The organism is Sporosarcina sp. 6E9, assembly GCF_017921835.1.
Lineage (GTDB): Bacteria > Bacillota > Bacilli > Bacillales_A > Planococcaceae > Sporosarcina.
In genome coordinates this window covers 1,709,330-1,726,714 of record NZ_JAGEMN010000001.1, presented here as the reverse complement: position 1 = coordinate 1,726,714, position 17,385 = coordinate 1,709,330, and the positions used below count along the sequence as shown (strand labels likewise).

Here is a 17,385-nt window from a genome sequence, read left to right as displayed (position 1 = left end):
GTGGATTATAAAGCCTTTTTCGGAGAAGTAGCCGAATGGATAAATCAAGTCAATCAACAAGCGGTCCAGCACGGAATGGAAAGCAATCAGTTTTGGAAGTGGGTTACTCATTCCATGGGCGAAATCGGAAACAAATACGGCAATAACAGTCTAGTCGTAAAGCAAATGGCGATGTTGTACGAATGGCTGGAAGACGTATACGCAGAAGGGAGAAGAGGAAAATGACCAACTACACGTATGAAGAAAAACAGGCAGCGTTAAACCAAGCGAATGAACTGATGAAGTCTGATACGGAACGATTGAAGGACATCAGGGATTATATTAACAGCGCTAAAGAAAGATTCACTACGCCGATTTTGAATGAACAAGATTTAGGATTCTTAGTTAGTTTGGCAGCAAGGGGATGTCGAAATGATTGAACCGATCATCATCAATCCAACGCCAACTGTTAAAATTTTAAAAGTCAAAAAGGGAACACCGACGGTAATTTAGTACGATGGCGAAACTTATGCTTTACGACACAAAAACCAATATCAGGGTGGTGTGCAGAATGGCAAGACACGGACGAAAAAATAACGGCAATCCAAAAGATATTGTGAAATTAGAACAACTCGAGAACGTATTACAAGAAAATGATTTTGATATAACAATTACGGTCAGCACTGCAAATCTAAAATGGCTTGTGGATAAAGCGGGCCGTTGGGTTAGGAGGGAACTCGATGAAACAGTGTCACAAATGCAAAAAGAAAAGCGATAAGGTTACTCGATACTTCGACGGATTGAAATCGGTTGTCATATGTAAAGACTGTAAACAAAAAGTATATGGGGGAGTTGATCGGTTGTGAAACTAAAAGAATCAACTAAAAAGATTTGTGTCGAATGTAAAGCTGATCGAGTTCGAAATTACGGTAAAGAATTGTGTCGCGATTGTTATAGAAAGGCATTAAGGGTTTTATTAAAGGGGTGAATTCAGTAGTGTTAAAACTAGACTACGAGGTGACTGGACCGACGTTTAAATATATCGAATCATTGTGGTTCCGTTACAACGACATGATCACAAAAATGCGTGACATCGAAATGGACGTAATCAATTATGTGGATGACAACGCGGATATCAAAGGCAAAGGGGCGACTAGCAATCCCACAGAAGCACAGGCATTGAAGAAAGAACGCCTAAGAAAAGGCGGGCAGTATAGAACGCTAGAAACTAACGTGAAGGTAATCGAGGACGTGTTCAACAGTCTACCAGATGATTATAAAAAGGTTGCTCGTTCACGATATTTCACGAAGCATTCGAAGAAGTGGGACAAGATAGCGATGGAAACCAACTTCTCAGAAAGACATGCTAGACGTATACGAGATATGATCGTTGTGGCTACTGCAGAAAAATTGGGGCTGTGGTGAATGATGTCCGTTTTGAAGAGTAGAATCGTGTTATTGTGATATTGTGGTAATGTTTCCACACAGTCCCCCTTTCTTTTTTAAATCACACTCGAAGATTCTAACATAAAATTTTAAACTCTATCACACGATGTTTAATAATCAGCGTACGGAAATACGCAACCATGTTGGTGTCTAACTAATCTTCGGGTGTGGTTATTTTTTATAACTACTAAACTAATAGATAAGCAAAATTATCACTACACCATCACTATCTTAGGTGTGGTTTTTTAATGGGGTGATATACATCAGAGCAGATAGAAAAGGAGCCCACCGTGCTAACTATGAACGCAATAGAAAGCGCATCTTTGCTACACAAAACACCTGTGGTATCTGTGGACACCCGGTAGACTTCTCACTGAAGGTCCCCCACCCTATGAGTGCGACTGCCGACCATATCATTCCAGTCGCAAAGAATGGGCATCCGAGTGACATTGACAACCTACAGCTGGCACACTGGACGTGTAACAGGCAGAAGTCAGACAAGATATTCAAGCAAGGACATGAGACTAAGCGGCAAGTAGTAGGCAATAGGAATTTGCCACAAAGTATCAACTGGATGAATTACAACAGTAATCAACCGCAACAAGTACAGGAAGATAAGAAGGAAGAAAAACAAGGGAATAAGAGGACAGTGGTAAGGGTTAGAAGGAGAGTTTAAAGGGGGGCATACCACCCTCCCTCTCTTCTCATTCGGCCTTCACGCTGTCACTGTGCAGATTTTCTCGCGCGACTTTTACAGACCCCCCAGGAAGGAGTGAAAAGGTGAAAGGAATCGAATATTTACGATCTAAATTACAGGTTTATAGGCAAGGCGCATTATATCATCAGAAGGTTTATGACATGAAAAATGATGATGTAAGCCCAGGCATCACAATACCAGAAAGACTAAGACGTCAATATAAAGCGACGTTAGGCTGGGGAGCAAAAGCAGTTGACAGCTTAGCAGACCGATTGGTGTTTCGTGAATTTGCCAATGACCGTTTTAATATCAATGAAATTTTTCAAATGAATAGCGCTGACATTCTTTTCGATGATGCGAAGTTATCGTCATTAATCAACTCATGCAGTTTTATATACATTTCAGAAGGTGATGACATCATCCCTAGATTGCAAGTCATTCAAGGTTCAGAAGCGACAGGCATACTTGATCCAATTACCCGTCTGTTAACAGAAGGATATGCAGTGCTTTCAAGAGACGAATACGGAGAACCAAAAGAAGAGTTGCACTTTTTAACTGACAGAACGGATTATTATCTTAATGGTGATTTGAGGGATTCGGTCAGTCATAGTGCGCCTGCTCCATTATTAGTGCCGATTATTCATCGGCCGGATTCAAGCAAACCATTTGGGCGATCAAGAATAACTCCATCGGCTATGTATTACCAAAAGTATGCGAAACGCACATTAGAACGCGCTGACATTACGGCTGAATTTTACTCTTGGCCACAAAAGTATGTAGTAGGTACTTCACAAGACTCCGATCCAATGGATAACTGGAAAGCAACGGTTGCATCTTTCCTAGAGTTCACAAAAGATGATGATGGAGAAAAGCCGACACTTGGACAATTCGCGGTACCGTCAATGTCTCCATTTGTGGAACAATTAAGAACCGCTGCATCTGGTTTCGCAGGTGAAACAGGATTGACGCTCGATGACCTAGGATTTCCATCTGATAACCCATCAAGTGCCGAAGCAATTAAAGCAAGCCACGAAACATTGAGATTACAAGCAGAAAAAGCGCAACGTGATTTTAGTTCTGGATTCTTAAATGTTGGATATTTAGCTGCTTCGTTGCGTGACAAAGTGCCATATAAAAGAAATCAGTTGTATCAAACAAAGGCAAAATGGGAGCCAGTCTTCAAGCCAGACGCTTCAACCATTTCACTTATCGGCGATGGCGCAATAAAAATAAATCAAGCTGTTCCGGGTTATTTTGATAACGATAATTTACGAGATTTAACTGGAATAGAAGGTGCGAACGATGGCAATTGATATTGTTCCAGATTTATTGGATAACATTCAAAGAGATTTTAATACGGCAATTAAAAGTAATAAAAAAATACAAAAAATCCAAGTGATGATTGAAAATGGAACGGCAACTTATCGACAAGCTAACGAATATGCCGTTGAAGTCGGTGATGCATTAGCACGGACATTCAAGGTGCATATCAAATCAGAAACGTTACCTGATGGCAAAATGTATTACAACATTGCCGAAAGAGTTTTAAGTCCGACGCTAAACAATAATCATGCGATTGTCGCTCGTGTTTCTGCGGAAATACAAGAAAACTTGAATAGATCAGTTGGTTTAGGTTTAAAGGGAATCAAACCACCAGTTAACCAATTAAGAATTGACAGCATTATAAACCGTGTCGTAGCAGAAGAAGTGTTTGATGATGCGGCTTGGATATTACAAGAACCAATTATTAATTTCACTCAATCGATTGTGGATGATGCTATAAAAACAAATGTCGAATTTCAAGGTGAATCTGGATTAAGTCCACGAATTATTAGAACTTCACATGGTAATCCCCCTTGCGATTGGTGTCGTTCGATGCAAGGAGTTTATAAATATCCAGATGTACCTGCAGATGTCTATCGCAGGCATGATAGATGTCGATGCACTGTCGAATATGACCCAAGTGACGTACGTAGACAAAACATCTGGACAAAAGAATGGAGTGGTTAGTTGAAAGGGTGTTGCTAGATGGCTGTGAGAATCGGAGAACAAACTCCTACAAAATCATTAATCTTACCTTATGACGTATCGATGGGCGATGAAGCCATTGAGTTATATGAAAAGTCCGGTCGTAAAGCTTTTGATTGGCAGCGGTTTATTACCAATGCAATATTAGCCAAAAATAAAGAAGGTTTATGGACACATATGAACTTTGGTTATTCTGTCCCTCGTCAAAATGGTAAGAATGAGATTGTGGCCATTCGTGAATTGATTGGTTTAAAAAAAGGAGAAAGAATACTCCATACTGCACATCGAACCAACACTAGTAAAGCGGCTTTTAATAGACTTGTAGCAATACTTGAAGAAAGCGGTTATGAAAATCAAGTTGACTTTACCAGCATAAAAGCGAGAGGTAACGAGAGTATTGAGTTAAATGATGGTGGGCGAATTGATTTTAGAACAAGAACTTCAACTGGTGGTTTAGGTGAAAGTTTTGATTTATTTGTTGTGGATGAAGCCCAAGAATACACAGATGACCAACGTTCAGCTTTGATGTATACGATAGCGGCAAGTCCGAATCCGCAGACAATTTATACAGGTACACCTCCGACGCCTATATCAAGTGGAACAGTCTTTACTCGACTTAGAGAGAATACTTTACATGGTAATTCAGAAGATACTGGTTGGGCTGAATGGAGTGTGGACAAACAGTCTGATGTAAGAGATAAGGACTTATGGTATCAGGCGAATCCCAGTTTAGGTTTGAGGGTTACTGAGCGTAACATTCAAGCTGAAGTTGGCGATGATGACATTGACTTTAATATCCAACGTTTAGGATTGTGGATCCAGTACAATCAGAAATCAGCCATATCTGAAAACGAATGGAATGAATTGCAAGTTGAAACATTACCTAAACTGAAAGGTAAATTATTCGCAGGTATTAAATACGGTTATGACGGGACAAATATAGCACTAAGTATTGCCGTTAAAACAGAAGATGACAAAGTGTTTGTTGAATCAATCGATTGCCAAACGATACGACAAGGCAACGCATGGATTATCCATTTCCTTAGAAACGCAGATGTACAAGAAGTTGTTATTGATGGGGCAAGTGGTCAGAACATATTAGCTGAAGCAATGAAACAGGCAAAATTAAAGCCACCTATCCTACCAACTGTAAAAGAAATCATAGTAGCTAACTCAACATTTGAACAAGCATTATTTCAACAAACGATTGCACATAAGAATCAGCCTTCATTGTTCCAGGTAGTCACGAACTGTGATAAACGAAACATTGGTACACAAGGTGGTTTTGGTTATCGTTCGCAAATTGAAGAACATGATATTGCATTAATGGAATCTATGATATTAGCACATTGGGCATGTTCGGAAGCTAAGCCACCTAAGAAACAGAAAATAAGATATTAGATCGAAAGGGAGCGAGAGGAATGGAAAAACACGAAGTAGAGCGTACGGCTAGCGAATTTGTTAGAAGTGTAGTTGATGCATTTTCGGCAATGGCGAAATCAATTATTCAAGCAGTAAAGGAAATTTGGAACAGAATAAGGGTGCGAATTACCGATTATGTAGAGCGCACAATTCCCGAACCGCGATACGTCCATCCAATCGTTTGGGACACGCGTAGAAATAGCCAAGTGATGACAAGAAAGCCTTTGTCGATTGTTCGCAGAATGAATATGTGAGAGGAGCTTGTTTATATAAAAAACCCCCTCCCTTTACAGGAAGAGGATGATTGCTACTGTCCAGACCAGTTTGGTTAGGAGTTCGCCGGAAATTTTGATGTGGATTTCCATAACCACACCTCCCTGACGAGAAGAGGATTACGGGTATTCTGGATGCCTTTAATAGCACATCTGAGAGGCCCGTCCTCTCGTCTCTTACAAATTCAAAGATATCATTGATTACGTAAGGTGTAAACAAGAGAAAAACGACAATATTCGACAAAGGAAGTGGTCCAATATCTCGGTTGGCTACTCCGTTATGTAGCTATATAGGAGGTTAAAGCATGTTCAGAAAGAAATATGATAACGTTCGTGTTTACGGCGTATACAGAACCGCTCAAACCTTAGAAGTTAGGGTTGTGGAAATGAAGTTTGAATATATAACCAAAAAACAAGCAACTGAAAAAATGTACGATTATTTATTTGTTGCGCCAGAAAGAGGCGGATTAGGAATTGGACATAGAAGCATTCTTAAAATATTTACAGTAGTTTTCTAGAAACTCGTCTTTAAGCAATAGACGCTATAAACAGGCTTATTTTTTATGCATTCATTCGTTCGTACAACGTAAATGTACAAACCTAACGAGGTCGTAACCTCGTAAAAATAACGTAAGGGAGCAATTAAAATGAATAGAGAGTTTTTAAAAGAACTAGGTCTTACTGATGAACAAATTGAAGCGGCTATGAAAGCACACGGTAAAGCAATCCAAGCGGTCAAGCCGGATGACTATGAGGATTTGAAAAGTGCTAAAGCCACACTTGAACAACAACTTACAGGCCTGCAAAACACACTGAAAACAAAAGAAACAGAATTAAGCAGTGTTGATGATTTAAGGAAAGAAGTAGAAACATACAAATTAAAAGATTTAAAAACATCTGTTGCAATACAAGCAGGAATCCCACTCGAACTGGCTGGTAGATTGAGTGGCGTAACTGAAGAGGAAATCAAAGCAGACGCCGAAAATATGGCTGGATTTATTGGCAAAAAGCCACCTACATTGCCACTAAGGACTACGGAACCACCTAAAGCAGATGCAGCAGAAGAAGCATATGAAAAAATGCTAGAAAACTTATGATAAAAGGAGAGAAATAAATTATGACATTGAACAAAGGAACTTTATTTGACCCAGTATTAGTAACGGATTTAGTAAACAAAGTACAAGGTGAATCTTCAATTGCAAAGTTGGCAAAACAAACACCGATCCCTTTTAACGGACAGAAAGAATTCATTTTCACAATGGATTCTGAAATTGATGTTGTTGCTGAATCTGGAAAGAAATCACATGGCGGCATGTCATTGGCGCCACGAACAATTGTACCAATCAAAATCGAGTATGGTGCTCGAGTTTCTGATGAATTTATGTTTGCAGAAAAAGAAGCACGTATTGGAATTTTAAAAGCATTTAACGATGGATTTGCTAAGAAAGCGGCTCGAGGATTAGACCTCATGTCCTTTCACGGTGTGAACCCACGTACAGGCACAGCATCAACGGTAATTGGGGATAATCACTTCGATGAAGCAATTTCACAAGCGGTTGAAGCGCCTTTAGGAGTTGCAGATGCTAACGGTGTTATTGAAGATGCCATTGCATTAGTACAAGGATCAGGCGGAGATATTACTGGACAAGCAATCGCTCCGGCATTACGTACTGCTTTAGCTAAACAAAAAGACCAACAAGGAAACCCAATGTTCCCAGAATTAGCATGGGGGAACGCTCCGGCAACAATTAATGGATTGCCGACAGAGGTCAATAAAACTGTATCGGATATGTCAGATGATGCTCTTGGATATATCGGTGATTTCCAAAACGGCTTTAAGTGGGGGTATGCAAAACAAATTCCGCTAAAAGTTATCGAATATGGTGATCCAGATAACTCTGGATTTGACTTGCAAGGCTATAACCAAGTCTATATCCGCGCAGAGTTATTCTTAGGTTGGGGAATTTTAGATCCAGAATCATTTGCACGAATTACAGAAGCAACTTCATAAGGAGGAATAAATATGAGATACAAAAATATTAGAACTGGGGCTATCATTGATAGTCCTTTTAACATTTCCGGGGACGATTGGGAAGCAGTAAAGACGAAAGCTTTTACAGAAGAAGTAGAAGAAGTCCTTAGTGAAAACGAAGAATATGTCGAAGAAGAAGTCGATTTAGAAGAAATGACAAATAAACAGTTAGATGAATTTGCGAAAAAACACAAAATCGAACTTACTGCTGAAGATAAGAAAAATAAGCCAGCTCGAATCGCTGCTATCGTTGCTGCCTTCGAATAGGTGGTGTAAATATGGCGGATTTCGCAACTATTAATGAATTAATTACATTATGGAGACCATTGCAACAGGATGAAGAAACTCGGGCTGAAGCGTTATTAACAGTTGTTTCTGACCGATTGAGACTGGAAGCTGAAAACGTTGGTAAAGACATTGACGAGATGATTGCTGACAGTGTCGCATACAAGAGTGTGGTTAAGTCCGTAACAGTTGATATAGTCGCTAGGACGTTGATGACCTCCACAAATCAAGAGCCTATGAAACAGTATTCAGAATCAGCGCTTGGTTATTCCGTTTCTGGAACGTTCCTCACGCCTGGTGGCGGATTGTTCATAAAACGTGACGAGTTGAAAGCGTTGGGGTTAAGGAAACAGCGTTATGGGGTGATTGATTTTTATGGCACTAATTAAAGGAATTACAGTTACCTTAATTAATAAAAAAGAAGTTAATAAAGATCCGTTTGGCCAACCAGTTTATGAAGATGTGGAAATCGAAGTCGATAATGTTCTTGTAAATCCAACATCGACAGACGATATTGTAAATCAACTAAATATAGATGGTAAAAAAGCAGTCTATACCTTAGCGATTCCAAAAGATGATGAAAACGATTGGGAGAATGCTGAGGTGTTTTTTTTCGGTAAACGATGGAAAACATTCGGTATTCCAACACAAGGTATAGACCATTTAATCCCACTGGACTGGAACAAAAAAGTGATGGTGGAACGCTATGAGTAAAATAGATTTTAAGTTAAATCGAAAAGGCGTAGCTGAACTAATGAAGTCGGGGAATATGCAAAGCGTTTTAAAGGGTCATGCGACAACTATCAAGGGTAAAGCGGGCAGCGGTTATGAACAAGATATGCATGTGGGTAAAAATAGAGCCAATGCTAGAGTATACCCAAACACGCCACAAGCAAAAGCAGATAACATGAAAAACAATACAGCGTTAAAGTCGGTGAAATAGATGATTGAATTAATTGTTAAAGACTTTTTAGATGTACATTTGTCTGTTCCTGCCTTTACGGAAAAACCAACAGACGCACCAAAGCGGTATGTTTTGATAGATAAAATAGGCAGTGGAGAAAGTAATCACTTGCCGTCGGCTATAATTGCTTTTCAAAGTTACGCTGAAAGCAAGTATAAGGCGGCTAAGTTAAATGAAGAGTTAAAACAAGTAGTAAAACAGTTGGTGGAGCTAAATGAAATCAGAGGGTTATCCTTGAATGGCGATTATAATTTTACAGATACGACCACAAAAGAATACCGTTACCAAGCGGTGTATGAAATTAGATATTATTAGGAGGTATAAATATGAGTAGTGTAGCAAACGTTTCAACAGCAAAACCAAAAGTCGGCGGGGCTGTTTATTCAGCGCCATTAGGTACAGTTTTACCTGTGGACGCTGCAACAGAATTAGACGCAGCATTTAAGAGTTTAGGTTATATTTCGGAGGATGGACTGACTAACGAGAATTCACCTGAAAGCGAAACTATAAAGGCGTGGGGTGGAGACACAGTCGCATCGGTTCAAACTGGAAAAGATGATGTATTCACCTACACATTGATTGAAGCTACTAACGTTGAAGTCTTAAAAGAGGTGTACGGTCAAGATAACGTTACAGGAACACTAGACACTGGAATTACTATCAAGGCCAACTCTAAAGAACACGAAGAGCATTGCCTTATCGTAGATATGATTCTAAAAGGCGGCAACTTGAAAAGGATTGTCATTCCGAATGGTAAAGTATCTGAACTAGGCGAAATCAGCTATGCAGATGCAGACGCTATCGGGTACGAAACGACAGTACAAGCAATGCCAGATGAAGAGGGAAATACTCACTATGAGTACATCCAAAAACCGACACCAGTAGGAGGATAAATCAATGATTACAGGCGAAACGTCATCAGGGTTTAAATACGAGATTCCAGAAGAAAACTTGAATAACTATGAACTAGTTGAAGTTTTGGGCGAACTTGAAGAAAACCCTTTACTTATATCGAAAACAGTGACCTTGTTGTTAGGAAAAGAGCAGAGGGAAAAACTGAAAGACCACCTAAGAACAGAAGGTGGAACAGTTCCAACAGATAAAATTTCAGAGGAAATTATGGAGATTTTCAACAGTCAAAGAGAAACAAAAAACTCCTAATCCTTGCCAGGATGATAAAAACAGACGAGGACGCGCTAGTTTGCGACCTTGCAGAAACTTACAACATATATGACTACAGACAGCATTCTCCTATGAGAGTAGCTGTCTTTTCTTGTGGTTTACGTGACGATTCAAGAATAAAGATGAATTTAAGCGGACAGGTCGTCCCTATGGACACTCTACTTCTAGCGGGAATGTCAGACAGGCTAAGTACTTTGTTGTGGTTTAAGACAGAGGACGGGCAAAAGGGTAAGAACAGACCCGCGTCAATCATCGATATGCTAACAAATAGGAAGTCGGCGGAGACTGAGAGAGATACAGTCATATTTAATTCTGGTGAGGACTTCATAAGAGCGAGAAACGAATTGACAGGTGGTGAATAAATGGCTACTGAATTAGGTCAAGCGTACGTTCAGATTATGCCATCGGCTAAGGGAATCAGCGGATCAATACAAAACGTTATCAATCCAGAAGCAACTGCGGCAGGAAAGAGCGCAGGAAGTCGGATAGCTGAATCGATTGCTAGTTCTATGGGGAAAGCCGGGAAAACCTTGACTAAGGCGATAACCGTCCCAGCATTAGGAGCAGTATCCGCTGTGGGTGGAATTGTCGCGGCGTTCGGATGGAAACGATTAGTGGCGCTCGATTCTGCAAGGGCGCAATTACAAGGGTTGGGCTATGATGCTAAGTCTGTCGATAGAATATCAGAGCAAGTAAGAACCGCAGTACAGGGAACTGTCACAACAATGGCAGAAGGTGTTTCGATTGCCGCTGGTGGTATAGCTGCTGGGGTAAAAGAGGGTAAGGAGTTAGAGCGATACATCAAGCTAGTCGGTGATGCGGCAGTTGGTGCAAATAGACCTGTTGCTGATATGGCTCAAATATTTAACCGTGTACAGGGTTCAGGGAAGCTAATGACGATGGAACTCAACATGATTGAGCAAGGTATGCCTGGTTTTGCAATGGCGATGGCCGAAAGTCTAGGCGTTACACAAGAAGAGTTTAGGAAAATGGTTACAAATGGGGCAGTATCCTCTGAACAATTTCTTGACGTAATGGATGACTTCGCAGGTGAAATGTCTGGCGCTTACGCTAAAAGTTGGGAAGGTATGGTTTCCAATACGAAAGCATGGATCGGAATTATAGGTCAAAATATACTAGGTGGAGTTTTCGAAAAATCTAAAGAATCCATAGCGGGGTTTATGGAGTACTTGAAGTCAGATGATGTACAGAAGTGGGCGGCAGAAACAGGAAAGATGATTGGCGAAGCATTCAATAGAATGATTGAAAGCGTGAAAAGCGCAATTGAATGGTGGACTGGTTTAGATGACAGCACTAAAAGTCTAATTACAAAAATAGCGGGAATAGCCGTAGCAATAGGTCCTGTATTAATGATAGCGAGTAAGCTGATTACCACTGTAATGATGGTAGGTAAATGGTTTGGGATAATAAAGGGTGCGGCTGGTGTTTTAATCGGTGCTATCGGTGCTATATCTGCGCCAGTGTTAATTGTGATAGGTGTTATAGCGGGTTTAATAGCAGTTTTTGTCTCGCTATACAAGAACAACGAAGGTTTTAGAGACTTAGTAATATCAGTTTGGGAAACCATAAAAGAAACATTTTTGAATGTAGTCCAAGCGATCTCTGATTTCGTCATGGAAGTATTCGGAGCAATGGTTGAATGGTGGAATGAAAATAACCAACAAATTCTTGAAACTGTTATGAACGTGTGGCAAGCCATTGTTGACGTTATTATGATAGCGGTTGGAAGTATCGTTGAATTTGTACAAGAAATTTGGTCTGGACTCGTTTCTTTCTGGGAAGAACACGGACAAATGATACAACAAGCGGCAGAAAACGTCTGGAATGTAATTTCGGCTATTATTACAACCGTTGCAGAAGTTATTTGGAATATTATTAAAACAATGGCCGATATTGTTAAGAATATCATGATATTTTTATGGCCATTTATTCAATCGTTAATCATCTCCACATGGAACGCTATTAAAGGAGCCATTCAAGGTGCGATAAAAGTGATAACTGGAATCATTCAGTTCTTCGCGGCGTTGTTCACTGGTAATTGGTCAGCGATGTGGGATGCAGTTAAAACCATTTTAAGCGGCGCGGTTCAGTTCCTAGTCAACTTCGTTCAAATTTCTTTAGTTGGCAGAGTGTTGAAGATTGGAAGAAGTTTATTAACTGGGTTCACAGGAATCATTAGAAGCATGTGGACGAGTGTAACAGGCCTATTTAAAAGTGGTATAGGTAACGCCTATAAGGCTGTTACTGGTATGTTCAGTAAATTTAAAAATGCGGGTAAAAATATAGTCACATCAATCGCCGATGGAATTAAAGGCGCAATAAGCAAGGTTACGGATGCTATTGGTAATGTTGTGCAAAAGGTCAGGGATTTCTTACCGTTTTCGCCACCCAAAACTGGACCATTGATGGATATCATGGATGTAAAATGGGGAGAGAGTATTGGCGGTGGAATTGAAAAGGGTGAGGGAGTTGTGGCAAAGGCGATGGAAGATATATTGGCTTTTGACTTACCTAAAAAGGCAACTTTTAATGACGCTAGGCAAAATAGTGAATCAAACTCTTATTCATCTTCGCGACAAAACCAACCAATCATATTACAAGTTGACGGAAAAACATTTGCACAAATCACGGGTGATTATACAAGTCAAGAAGGTGGAAATCGTATTCGTAGGATAGAAAGGGGGCTTGCTTGATGTATGGTATAGAATTTAACGGAAAACATTCATATCGTGATTTTGGTGTGACTGTATCGGAAAAGAATATCGGCTACCCTGATAAAGAAAAAATCAAGGTAAAAGTCCCCTTTTCAAATGTCGAGTATGACTTTTCCGGAATATACGGTGAACAAACTTACACACCAAGACCATTAACATATACATTCAACGTGTTAAACAGGAACACTGTAAACACGACTGAACGAATTAATGTGCTAGAAACTTCAATCTCGAATTGGTTAATGAACAGCAACGGAAAGCAAAAGTTATATGATGACTCCATCCCAGGTTATTACTATCTTGCAGAAGTAGAGGGCGGGTTAAGTTTTGCTGAACTTTGGAATCATGGAACACTAACAATAGGGTTTACAGCTTATCCCTTTATGATCTCCGAATTACAAGAAGGTCACGACATATGGGATGATTTTAACTTTGAGCTGGATATGGCGCAATCTGTCGAGTTCACAGTTGACGGGTCACTTAATATAACCTTGTTTAATGGTGGTGCGCCAAGCGTAACGCCAGAAATCAAGGCTAGTTCTGCAATGCAGATAAAAAAAGGCAGCGTTACTTACAACGTGCCAAACGGAACGAGTAAGAGCGAAGATTTTAAATTAAATACAGGCGAAAATGATTTAGTTATAACGGGTAACGGTACAATCTCCTTTAAATTTTTTAAGGAGTTGATCTAGTGTATAGAGTTACGATTATTAACGATGGTATAGAGACGGTTATCCATAGTCCACATGCAGACGACTTGAAACTGGTAACTGGAACGATTAAGAAAGAAGTTAATAAGATTGATTATTTCAGTATGTCATTCTATCTAAATAACCCCGCACACGGTAAATTAAAGCCGTTTAAGACGCTTGTAAATGTATTCAATACAAAGACAGGCAAGAATGAATTTGAGGGTCGTGTGCTTAATCCTAACAGTGATATGGATGACGATGGCTTACACTCATACGATTACGAGTGCGAGGGTGTATTAGGTTACTTACACGACTCACAACAAAAACACTTGGAATTTAGAGGTAGACCAGAAGAATTATTTATCGAACTATTAAACTACCACAATTCGCAAGTTGAAGATTATAAAAAGTTTCATCCTGGCATTATGGAAGTTACCACAAGCACAGATAATCTATATGTTTATTTGTCAGCAGAATCTAGCACGTTTGAAGAAATAAAGGATAAAATACTTGATCGTGTTGGTGGCGAGTTACGAATACGAAAAGCTAACGGAATCCGTTATTTAGATGTTTTAGAACGTGTCGGAGAAGATAAGCAAACACCTATTAAAATAGCTAAAAACCTTAGAAGTGTTAGCAGAAGTGTAGACCCAACAGATATCATCACACGTTTAACTCCATTAGGTACACGAATAGAATCAGAGGATGAGGAAGAAACTGATGCATCACAAGCAAGATTAACTATTGAAGAAGTGAACAATGGTTTGCCTTACCTTGATAATCATTCTTTAATAGCTGAATTTGGCATACAAGGTGGATCGGTGACTTGGGATGACATAACGTTACCTAATAGACTATTGTCTACGGGGCAAAACTGGTTAGCAAATCAGAAGGTAGCACATACGCAATATGAAATATCAGCAGTCGATTTATCGTTAATCGGATTGGACATTGATAATTTCGAAGTAGGAAATAGTCATCCAGTTATCAATCCAATCATGGGAATTGATGAAAGGCTACGAATAATCGGGAAAACAACCAACATTAACAGCCCACAAGATGCTAGTTTGAAAATCGGTGATAAGTTTAAAACGTTAGACGAATATCAAGCAGATGCGAATAAATCAGCTAGAAAAGTTGTGGAGTTAGAAAGCATTGTAAATAACCAGTCATCAAAAATAGGTGGTTTACTCGAACAGATCAATAACGTAAACACAGAAATCGGAAACGTAAAAAATATAATTGTTGATGCAGATATAGAAGAACTATCAGGAGCAATCAGCGCCCTAGAAACAGCGATTAACAATCTTAATGATGCTTTAGATAGTATACCTATCTATGACGTTGCCACAAACACACAAGACGGCTTAATGGCTTCTGCTGATAAAGTAAAGTTAGATGGTTTGCTAAATTACTCTGAAGCAACAGAAATATTAGCTGGATTGATGAGTGCGAAAGATAAGCAAAAATTAAATAGATTAACGGTCACGCAGTCAATTGACTTAGACCAACTATATCAAGATGTCCAAACCTTATTAGGTAATTAGGAGGTCTTTTTTTATGCCCAAAACTGCAGCAGAAAGGTTAATTGAACTAGCTGAATTACTCAGTCAAAAAGCAGAGGAAATAAGAACGAAAACAGAAGGAGTTGAGGCTCGTGTCAATACCACAACGTATAAAAGAGTTAGCAAACAAAGTAAGAAATGAGATTTACGGTAAAGATGTTCGGGAATCTATTGCGAAAAGTATGGAAGTTACAGGAGAAACAGCAGAAGATGCGAAACAGCGCTCGATTGAACAAATGGACCGTGTGGATACTTTAATTCATGAAAATCCGCAACCGTCTGAGGTGGTTGATGCTCGTGACGGCGAACCGCTTTTGAAGGATCGTTTAGCTAAAACCGACCAGAAAATAGATCAAAACTACACAGAAGTTAGTCAACACTTGGGGGAAAAGGCGAATCAAGCAGATGTAGTTAGTGGCTTAGAAAATAAAGCAACCTATGACACTGTTTGGTCTATGGCTAATATGGGACAAGATATTAAAGAGTCCATATCAGGCGGTAGTGTTGCAGTAGTTGGAGAAAACGCTGTTATTCCCGTAAACATAACGGAAAGTGCGGTTAGTTTAAAAAAACTAGACAGTAAGATGTCAGAACTTATCGGCGTTGAAAAGTTAAGTTTGGACTGGACGGTTGGGTTGATTCAGTCGGGTAACGTTAACGAAAATATCAAGACGGGTGCTGTAACCAAAAACTTTGTAACGCTTGATAAGGAAGTTGAATTTGCTTTCACTGATGGGACGAATTTCGATTTCCAGTTAGCATACTACACAATTAGCGGAGTTTTTACAGGTTCTTATTCTCCATGGTTCACGGCTACAACAACTATATCGAAAATGAATGACCGAAAAGTTCGCATTGTAATCCAACATAAAGACAAAAGAACAATTACATCTTATCATCCTTTAATTCAAGGGCTTTCAGTAATAAAGCTGAAAGAAAATTCGCTGAAGGTGATTGATGAAAGAGTAACAGCTTTGGAGGGTACAACCATAACAGACCCATCGAATGGTGAAGTTTCCCGGATACCTAGTTATTGGCAAAACCATGTGAAAGAAAAGATTGAGGTAATAAAAACTCATCAAGCAAATGCAGGTATAGATGGTACTAGTTTTGGTTTCGTCACTGATATGCACGTTATTGAAAACGCCAAAAAGAGCGGTGTTATAATGGAAAAAGTGTTGACAGAGTGTGACGTACCTTATTTCTTTAACGGCGGTGACCATGTAGGCGGTGCGGCAGGCGTAACAAAAGAACAGACAATCAAAGAATTAAGAGAAGTGCGAAGTCTTTTTAAGGCTGTTGAGAATAAGTGCATTATGACAATTGGAAATCATGATGATAATTCGATAACTAATAACTACGATAAAACGGTATTTGGAAATGAAATGTATAGCGAAGTTTTTCGTTACATCACAACAGACTCGAAATTCAAGGCAGGGAAAACAGGACAATTCCTGTACGCTGATGACGAGGTTAGCAAAGTTCGTTACATCAGCCTTAACTCATTAGACGTGCCGTATATCAGAAATGAAGACGGAACGCTTGTATATAGAGGTATGGACACTTGGGCATTTCGACAAGAACAATTGGAATGGTTTGGAAACGTTGCATTAAACACGCCTACAGATGAATGGGGCGTTGTTGTATGCTCACATATTCCAATAAATCAAGGGTTAATCAAGAATGATAGTATAGCCATGAGTATGTTACAAGCGTATAACGATAAAACTACTTACACTGGTAGCGGTCAAGTAGGTACTGATTTCGAGGTTAATGTATCTGTAGATTATACAGGTAAAGGTGGAGACGCTATTTGTTGGATAGCAGGTCACTATCACAGAGATCAGTACATTACGTTATCGTCTAACTTCACGTTCAAAGCGGTAGTTACCATAAATGACAGCTTAAACAAAGACGCTCTAGCCCCTCAAAAAACGTTAGGGACAAACACGGAAAATGCCTTCGATATCTTCACCATTAACAAAGCTACTCGGACTGTTAACATCACTCGAATTGGTGTCGGTAGCGATAGGAAGTTTAATTATTAAGTGATATTGGGGGAAAATAAAGTTGACAATATTGGAAA

At 39.5% G+C, this 17,385-nt stretch carries 25 protein-coding genes; all 25 read left to right on the top strand.

Annotation, left to right across the window (positions count from 1 at the left end; all coding sequences use genetic code 11):
- On the top strand, window positions 1-225 hold the full coding sequence (locus J4G36_RS08945; RefSeq protein ID WP_210469668.1) for a hypothetical protein: 225 nt from the start codon (window positions 1-3) through the stop codon (window positions 223-225).
- A complete protein-coding gene (locus J4G36_RS08940; RefSeq protein WP_210469667.1) occupies window positions 222-419 on the top strand; it encodes a hypothetical protein in 198 nt (65 codons plus the stop codon). Before J4G36_RS08945 ends, J4G36_RS08940 begins: the two co-directional genes overlap by 4 nt.
- 131 nt (window positions 420-550) lie before the next feature.
- Complete coding sequence (locus tag J4G36_RS08935) at window positions 551-757, top strand: hypothetical protein (protein WP_210469666.1); 207 nt, start codon at window positions 551-553, stop codon at window positions 755-757.
- A 218-nt stretch (window positions 758-975) separates the two neighbouring features.
- Window positions 976-1,404: a DUF722 domain-containing protein gene (locus J4G36_RS08930; protein ID WP_210469665.1), complete on the top strand. Its 429-nt coding sequence runs from the start codon at window positions 976-978 to the stop codon at window positions 1,402-1,404.
- A gap of 256 nt (window positions 1,405-1,660) precedes the next feature.
- Window positions 1,661-2,101, top strand: coding sequence for an HNH endonuclease (locus tag J4G36_RS18840; RefSeq protein ID WP_368668741.1), 441 nt, complete (start codon window positions 1,661-1,663; stop codon window positions 2,099-2,101).
- 104 nt (window positions 2,102-2,205) lie between these two features.
- Complete coding sequence (locus J4G36_RS08920) at window positions 2,206-3,435, top strand: phage portal protein (protein ID WP_210469663.1); 1,230 nt, start codon at window positions 2,206-2,208, stop codon at window positions 3,433-3,435.
- On the top strand, window positions 3,425-4,132 hold the full coding sequence (locus J4G36_RS08915) for a hypothetical protein (RefSeq protein ID WP_210469662.1): 708 nt from the start codon (window positions 3,425-3,427) through the stop codon (window positions 4,130-4,132). The genes J4G36_RS08920 and J4G36_RS08915 overlap by 11 nt, the downstream gene beginning before the upstream one ends.
- Window positions 4,133-4,150: 18 nt before the next feature.
- The gene (locus tag J4G36_RS08910) at window positions 4,151-5,551 is read left to right on the top strand and encodes a terminase TerL endonuclease subunit (protein ID WP_210469661.1); all 1,401 of its coding nucleotides are present in this window, start codon (window positions 4,151-4,153) and stop codon (window positions 5,549-5,551) included.
- A gap of 20 nt (window positions 5,552-5,571) precedes the next feature.
- Window positions 5,572-5,826, top strand: a complete 255-nt coding sequence (locus tag J4G36_RS08905; RefSeq protein ID WP_210469660.1) for a hypothetical protein — start codon at window positions 5,572-5,574, stop codon at window positions 5,824-5,826.
- Between the two features lie 323 nt (window positions 5,827-6,149).
- The gene (locus J4G36_RS08900) at window positions 6,150-6,362 is read left to right on the top strand and encodes a hypothetical protein (RefSeq protein ID WP_210469659.1); all 213 of its coding nucleotides are present in this window, start codon (window positions 6,150-6,152) and stop codon (window positions 6,360-6,362) included.
- Window positions 6,363-6,491: 129 nt separating this feature from the next.
- Window positions 6,492-6,941 carry a phage scaffolding protein gene (locus J4G36_RS08895; protein ID WP_210469658.1) on the top strand — a complete coding sequence of 150 codons (450 nt, stop codon included), beginning with the start codon at window positions 6,492-6,494 and terminating at the stop codon, window positions 6,939-6,941.
- A 20-nt stretch (window positions 6,942-6,961) separates the two neighbouring features.
- On the top strand, window positions 6,962-7,855 hold the full coding sequence (locus tag J4G36_RS08890) for a phage major capsid protein (RefSeq protein WP_210469657.1): 894 nt from the start codon (window positions 6,962-6,964) through the stop codon (window positions 7,853-7,855).
- A 12-nt stretch (window positions 7,856-7,867) separates the two neighbouring features.
- Window positions 7,868-8,143, top strand: coding sequence for a hypothetical protein (locus J4G36_RS08885; protein WP_210469656.1), 276 nt, complete (start codon window positions 7,868-7,870; stop codon window positions 8,141-8,143).
- 11 nt (window positions 8,144-8,154) lie between these two features.
- A complete protein-coding gene (locus tag J4G36_RS08880) occupies window positions 8,155-8,550 on the top strand; it encodes a phage Gp19/Gp15/Gp42 family protein (RefSeq protein WP_210469655.1) in 396 nt (131 codons plus the stop codon).
- Window positions 8,537-8,875, top strand: coding sequence for a hypothetical protein (locus tag J4G36_RS08875; RefSeq protein ID WP_210469654.1), 339 nt, complete (start codon window positions 8,537-8,539; stop codon window positions 8,873-8,875). Before J4G36_RS08880 ends, J4G36_RS08875 begins: the two co-directional genes overlap by 14 nt.
- Window positions 8,868-9,104, top strand: coding sequence for a hypothetical protein (locus J4G36_RS08870; RefSeq protein ID WP_210469653.1), 237 nt, complete (start codon window positions 8,868-8,870; stop codon window positions 9,102-9,104). The genes J4G36_RS08875 and J4G36_RS08870 overlap by 8 nt, the downstream gene beginning before the upstream one ends.
- The gene (locus tag J4G36_RS08865) at window positions 9,105-9,440 is read left to right on the top strand and encodes a hypothetical protein (RefSeq protein ID WP_210469652.1); all 336 of its coding nucleotides are present in this window, start codon (window positions 9,105-9,107) and stop codon (window positions 9,438-9,440) included.
- 11 nt (window positions 9,441-9,451) lie between these two features.
- Window positions 9,452-10,018, top strand: a complete 567-nt coding sequence (locus J4G36_RS08860) for a phage tail tube protein (protein ID WP_210469651.1) — start codon at window positions 9,452-9,454, stop codon at window positions 10,016-10,018.
- A gap of 4 nt (window positions 10,019-10,022) precedes the next feature.
- The gene (locus J4G36_RS08855) at window positions 10,023-10,286 is read left to right on the top strand and encodes a hypothetical protein (RefSeq protein WP_210469650.1); all 264 of its coding nucleotides are present in this window, start codon (window positions 10,023-10,025) and stop codon (window positions 10,284-10,286) included.
- 170 nt (window positions 10,287-10,456) lie between these two features.
- Window positions 10,457-10,669 (top strand): DUF5361 domain-containing protein, encoded by a 213-nt coding sequence (locus J4G36_RS18485; protein WP_246880451.1) that lies wholly within the window; start codon window positions 10,457-10,459, stop codon window positions 10,667-10,669.
- Window positions 10,670-13,021, top strand: coding sequence for a phage tail protein (locus J4G36_RS08845; RefSeq protein WP_210469648.1), 2,352 nt, complete (start codon window positions 10,670-10,672; stop codon window positions 13,019-13,021). It abuts the gene before it with no gap.
- Window positions 13,021-13,734: a phage tail family protein gene (locus J4G36_RS08840; protein ID WP_210469647.1), complete on the top strand. Its 714-nt coding sequence runs from the start codon at window positions 13,021-13,023 to the stop codon at window positions 13,732-13,734. Before J4G36_RS08845 ends, J4G36_RS08840 begins: the two co-directional genes overlap by 1 nt.
- A complete protein-coding gene (locus tag J4G36_RS08835; RefSeq protein ID WP_210469646.1) occupies window positions 13,734-15,281 on the top strand; it encodes a phage tail protein in 1,548 nt (515 codons plus the stop codon). The genes J4G36_RS08840 and J4G36_RS08835 overlap by 1 nt, the downstream gene beginning before the upstream one ends.
- A 13-nt stretch (window positions 15,282-15,294) precedes the next feature.
- The gene (locus J4G36_RS08830; RefSeq protein ID WP_210469645.1) at window positions 15,295-15,441 is read left to right on the top strand and encodes a hypothetical protein; all 147 of its coding nucleotides are present in this window, start codon (window positions 15,295-15,297) and stop codon (window positions 15,439-15,441) included.
- Window positions 15,392-17,347: a metallophosphoesterase gene (locus tag J4G36_RS18835; protein WP_210469644.1), complete on the top strand. Its 1,956-nt coding sequence runs from the start codon at window positions 15,392-15,394 to the stop codon at window positions 17,345-17,347. The genes J4G36_RS08830 and J4G36_RS18835 overlap by 50 nt, the downstream gene beginning before the upstream one ends.
- Window positions 17,348-17,385 lie beyond the last annotated feature (38 nt).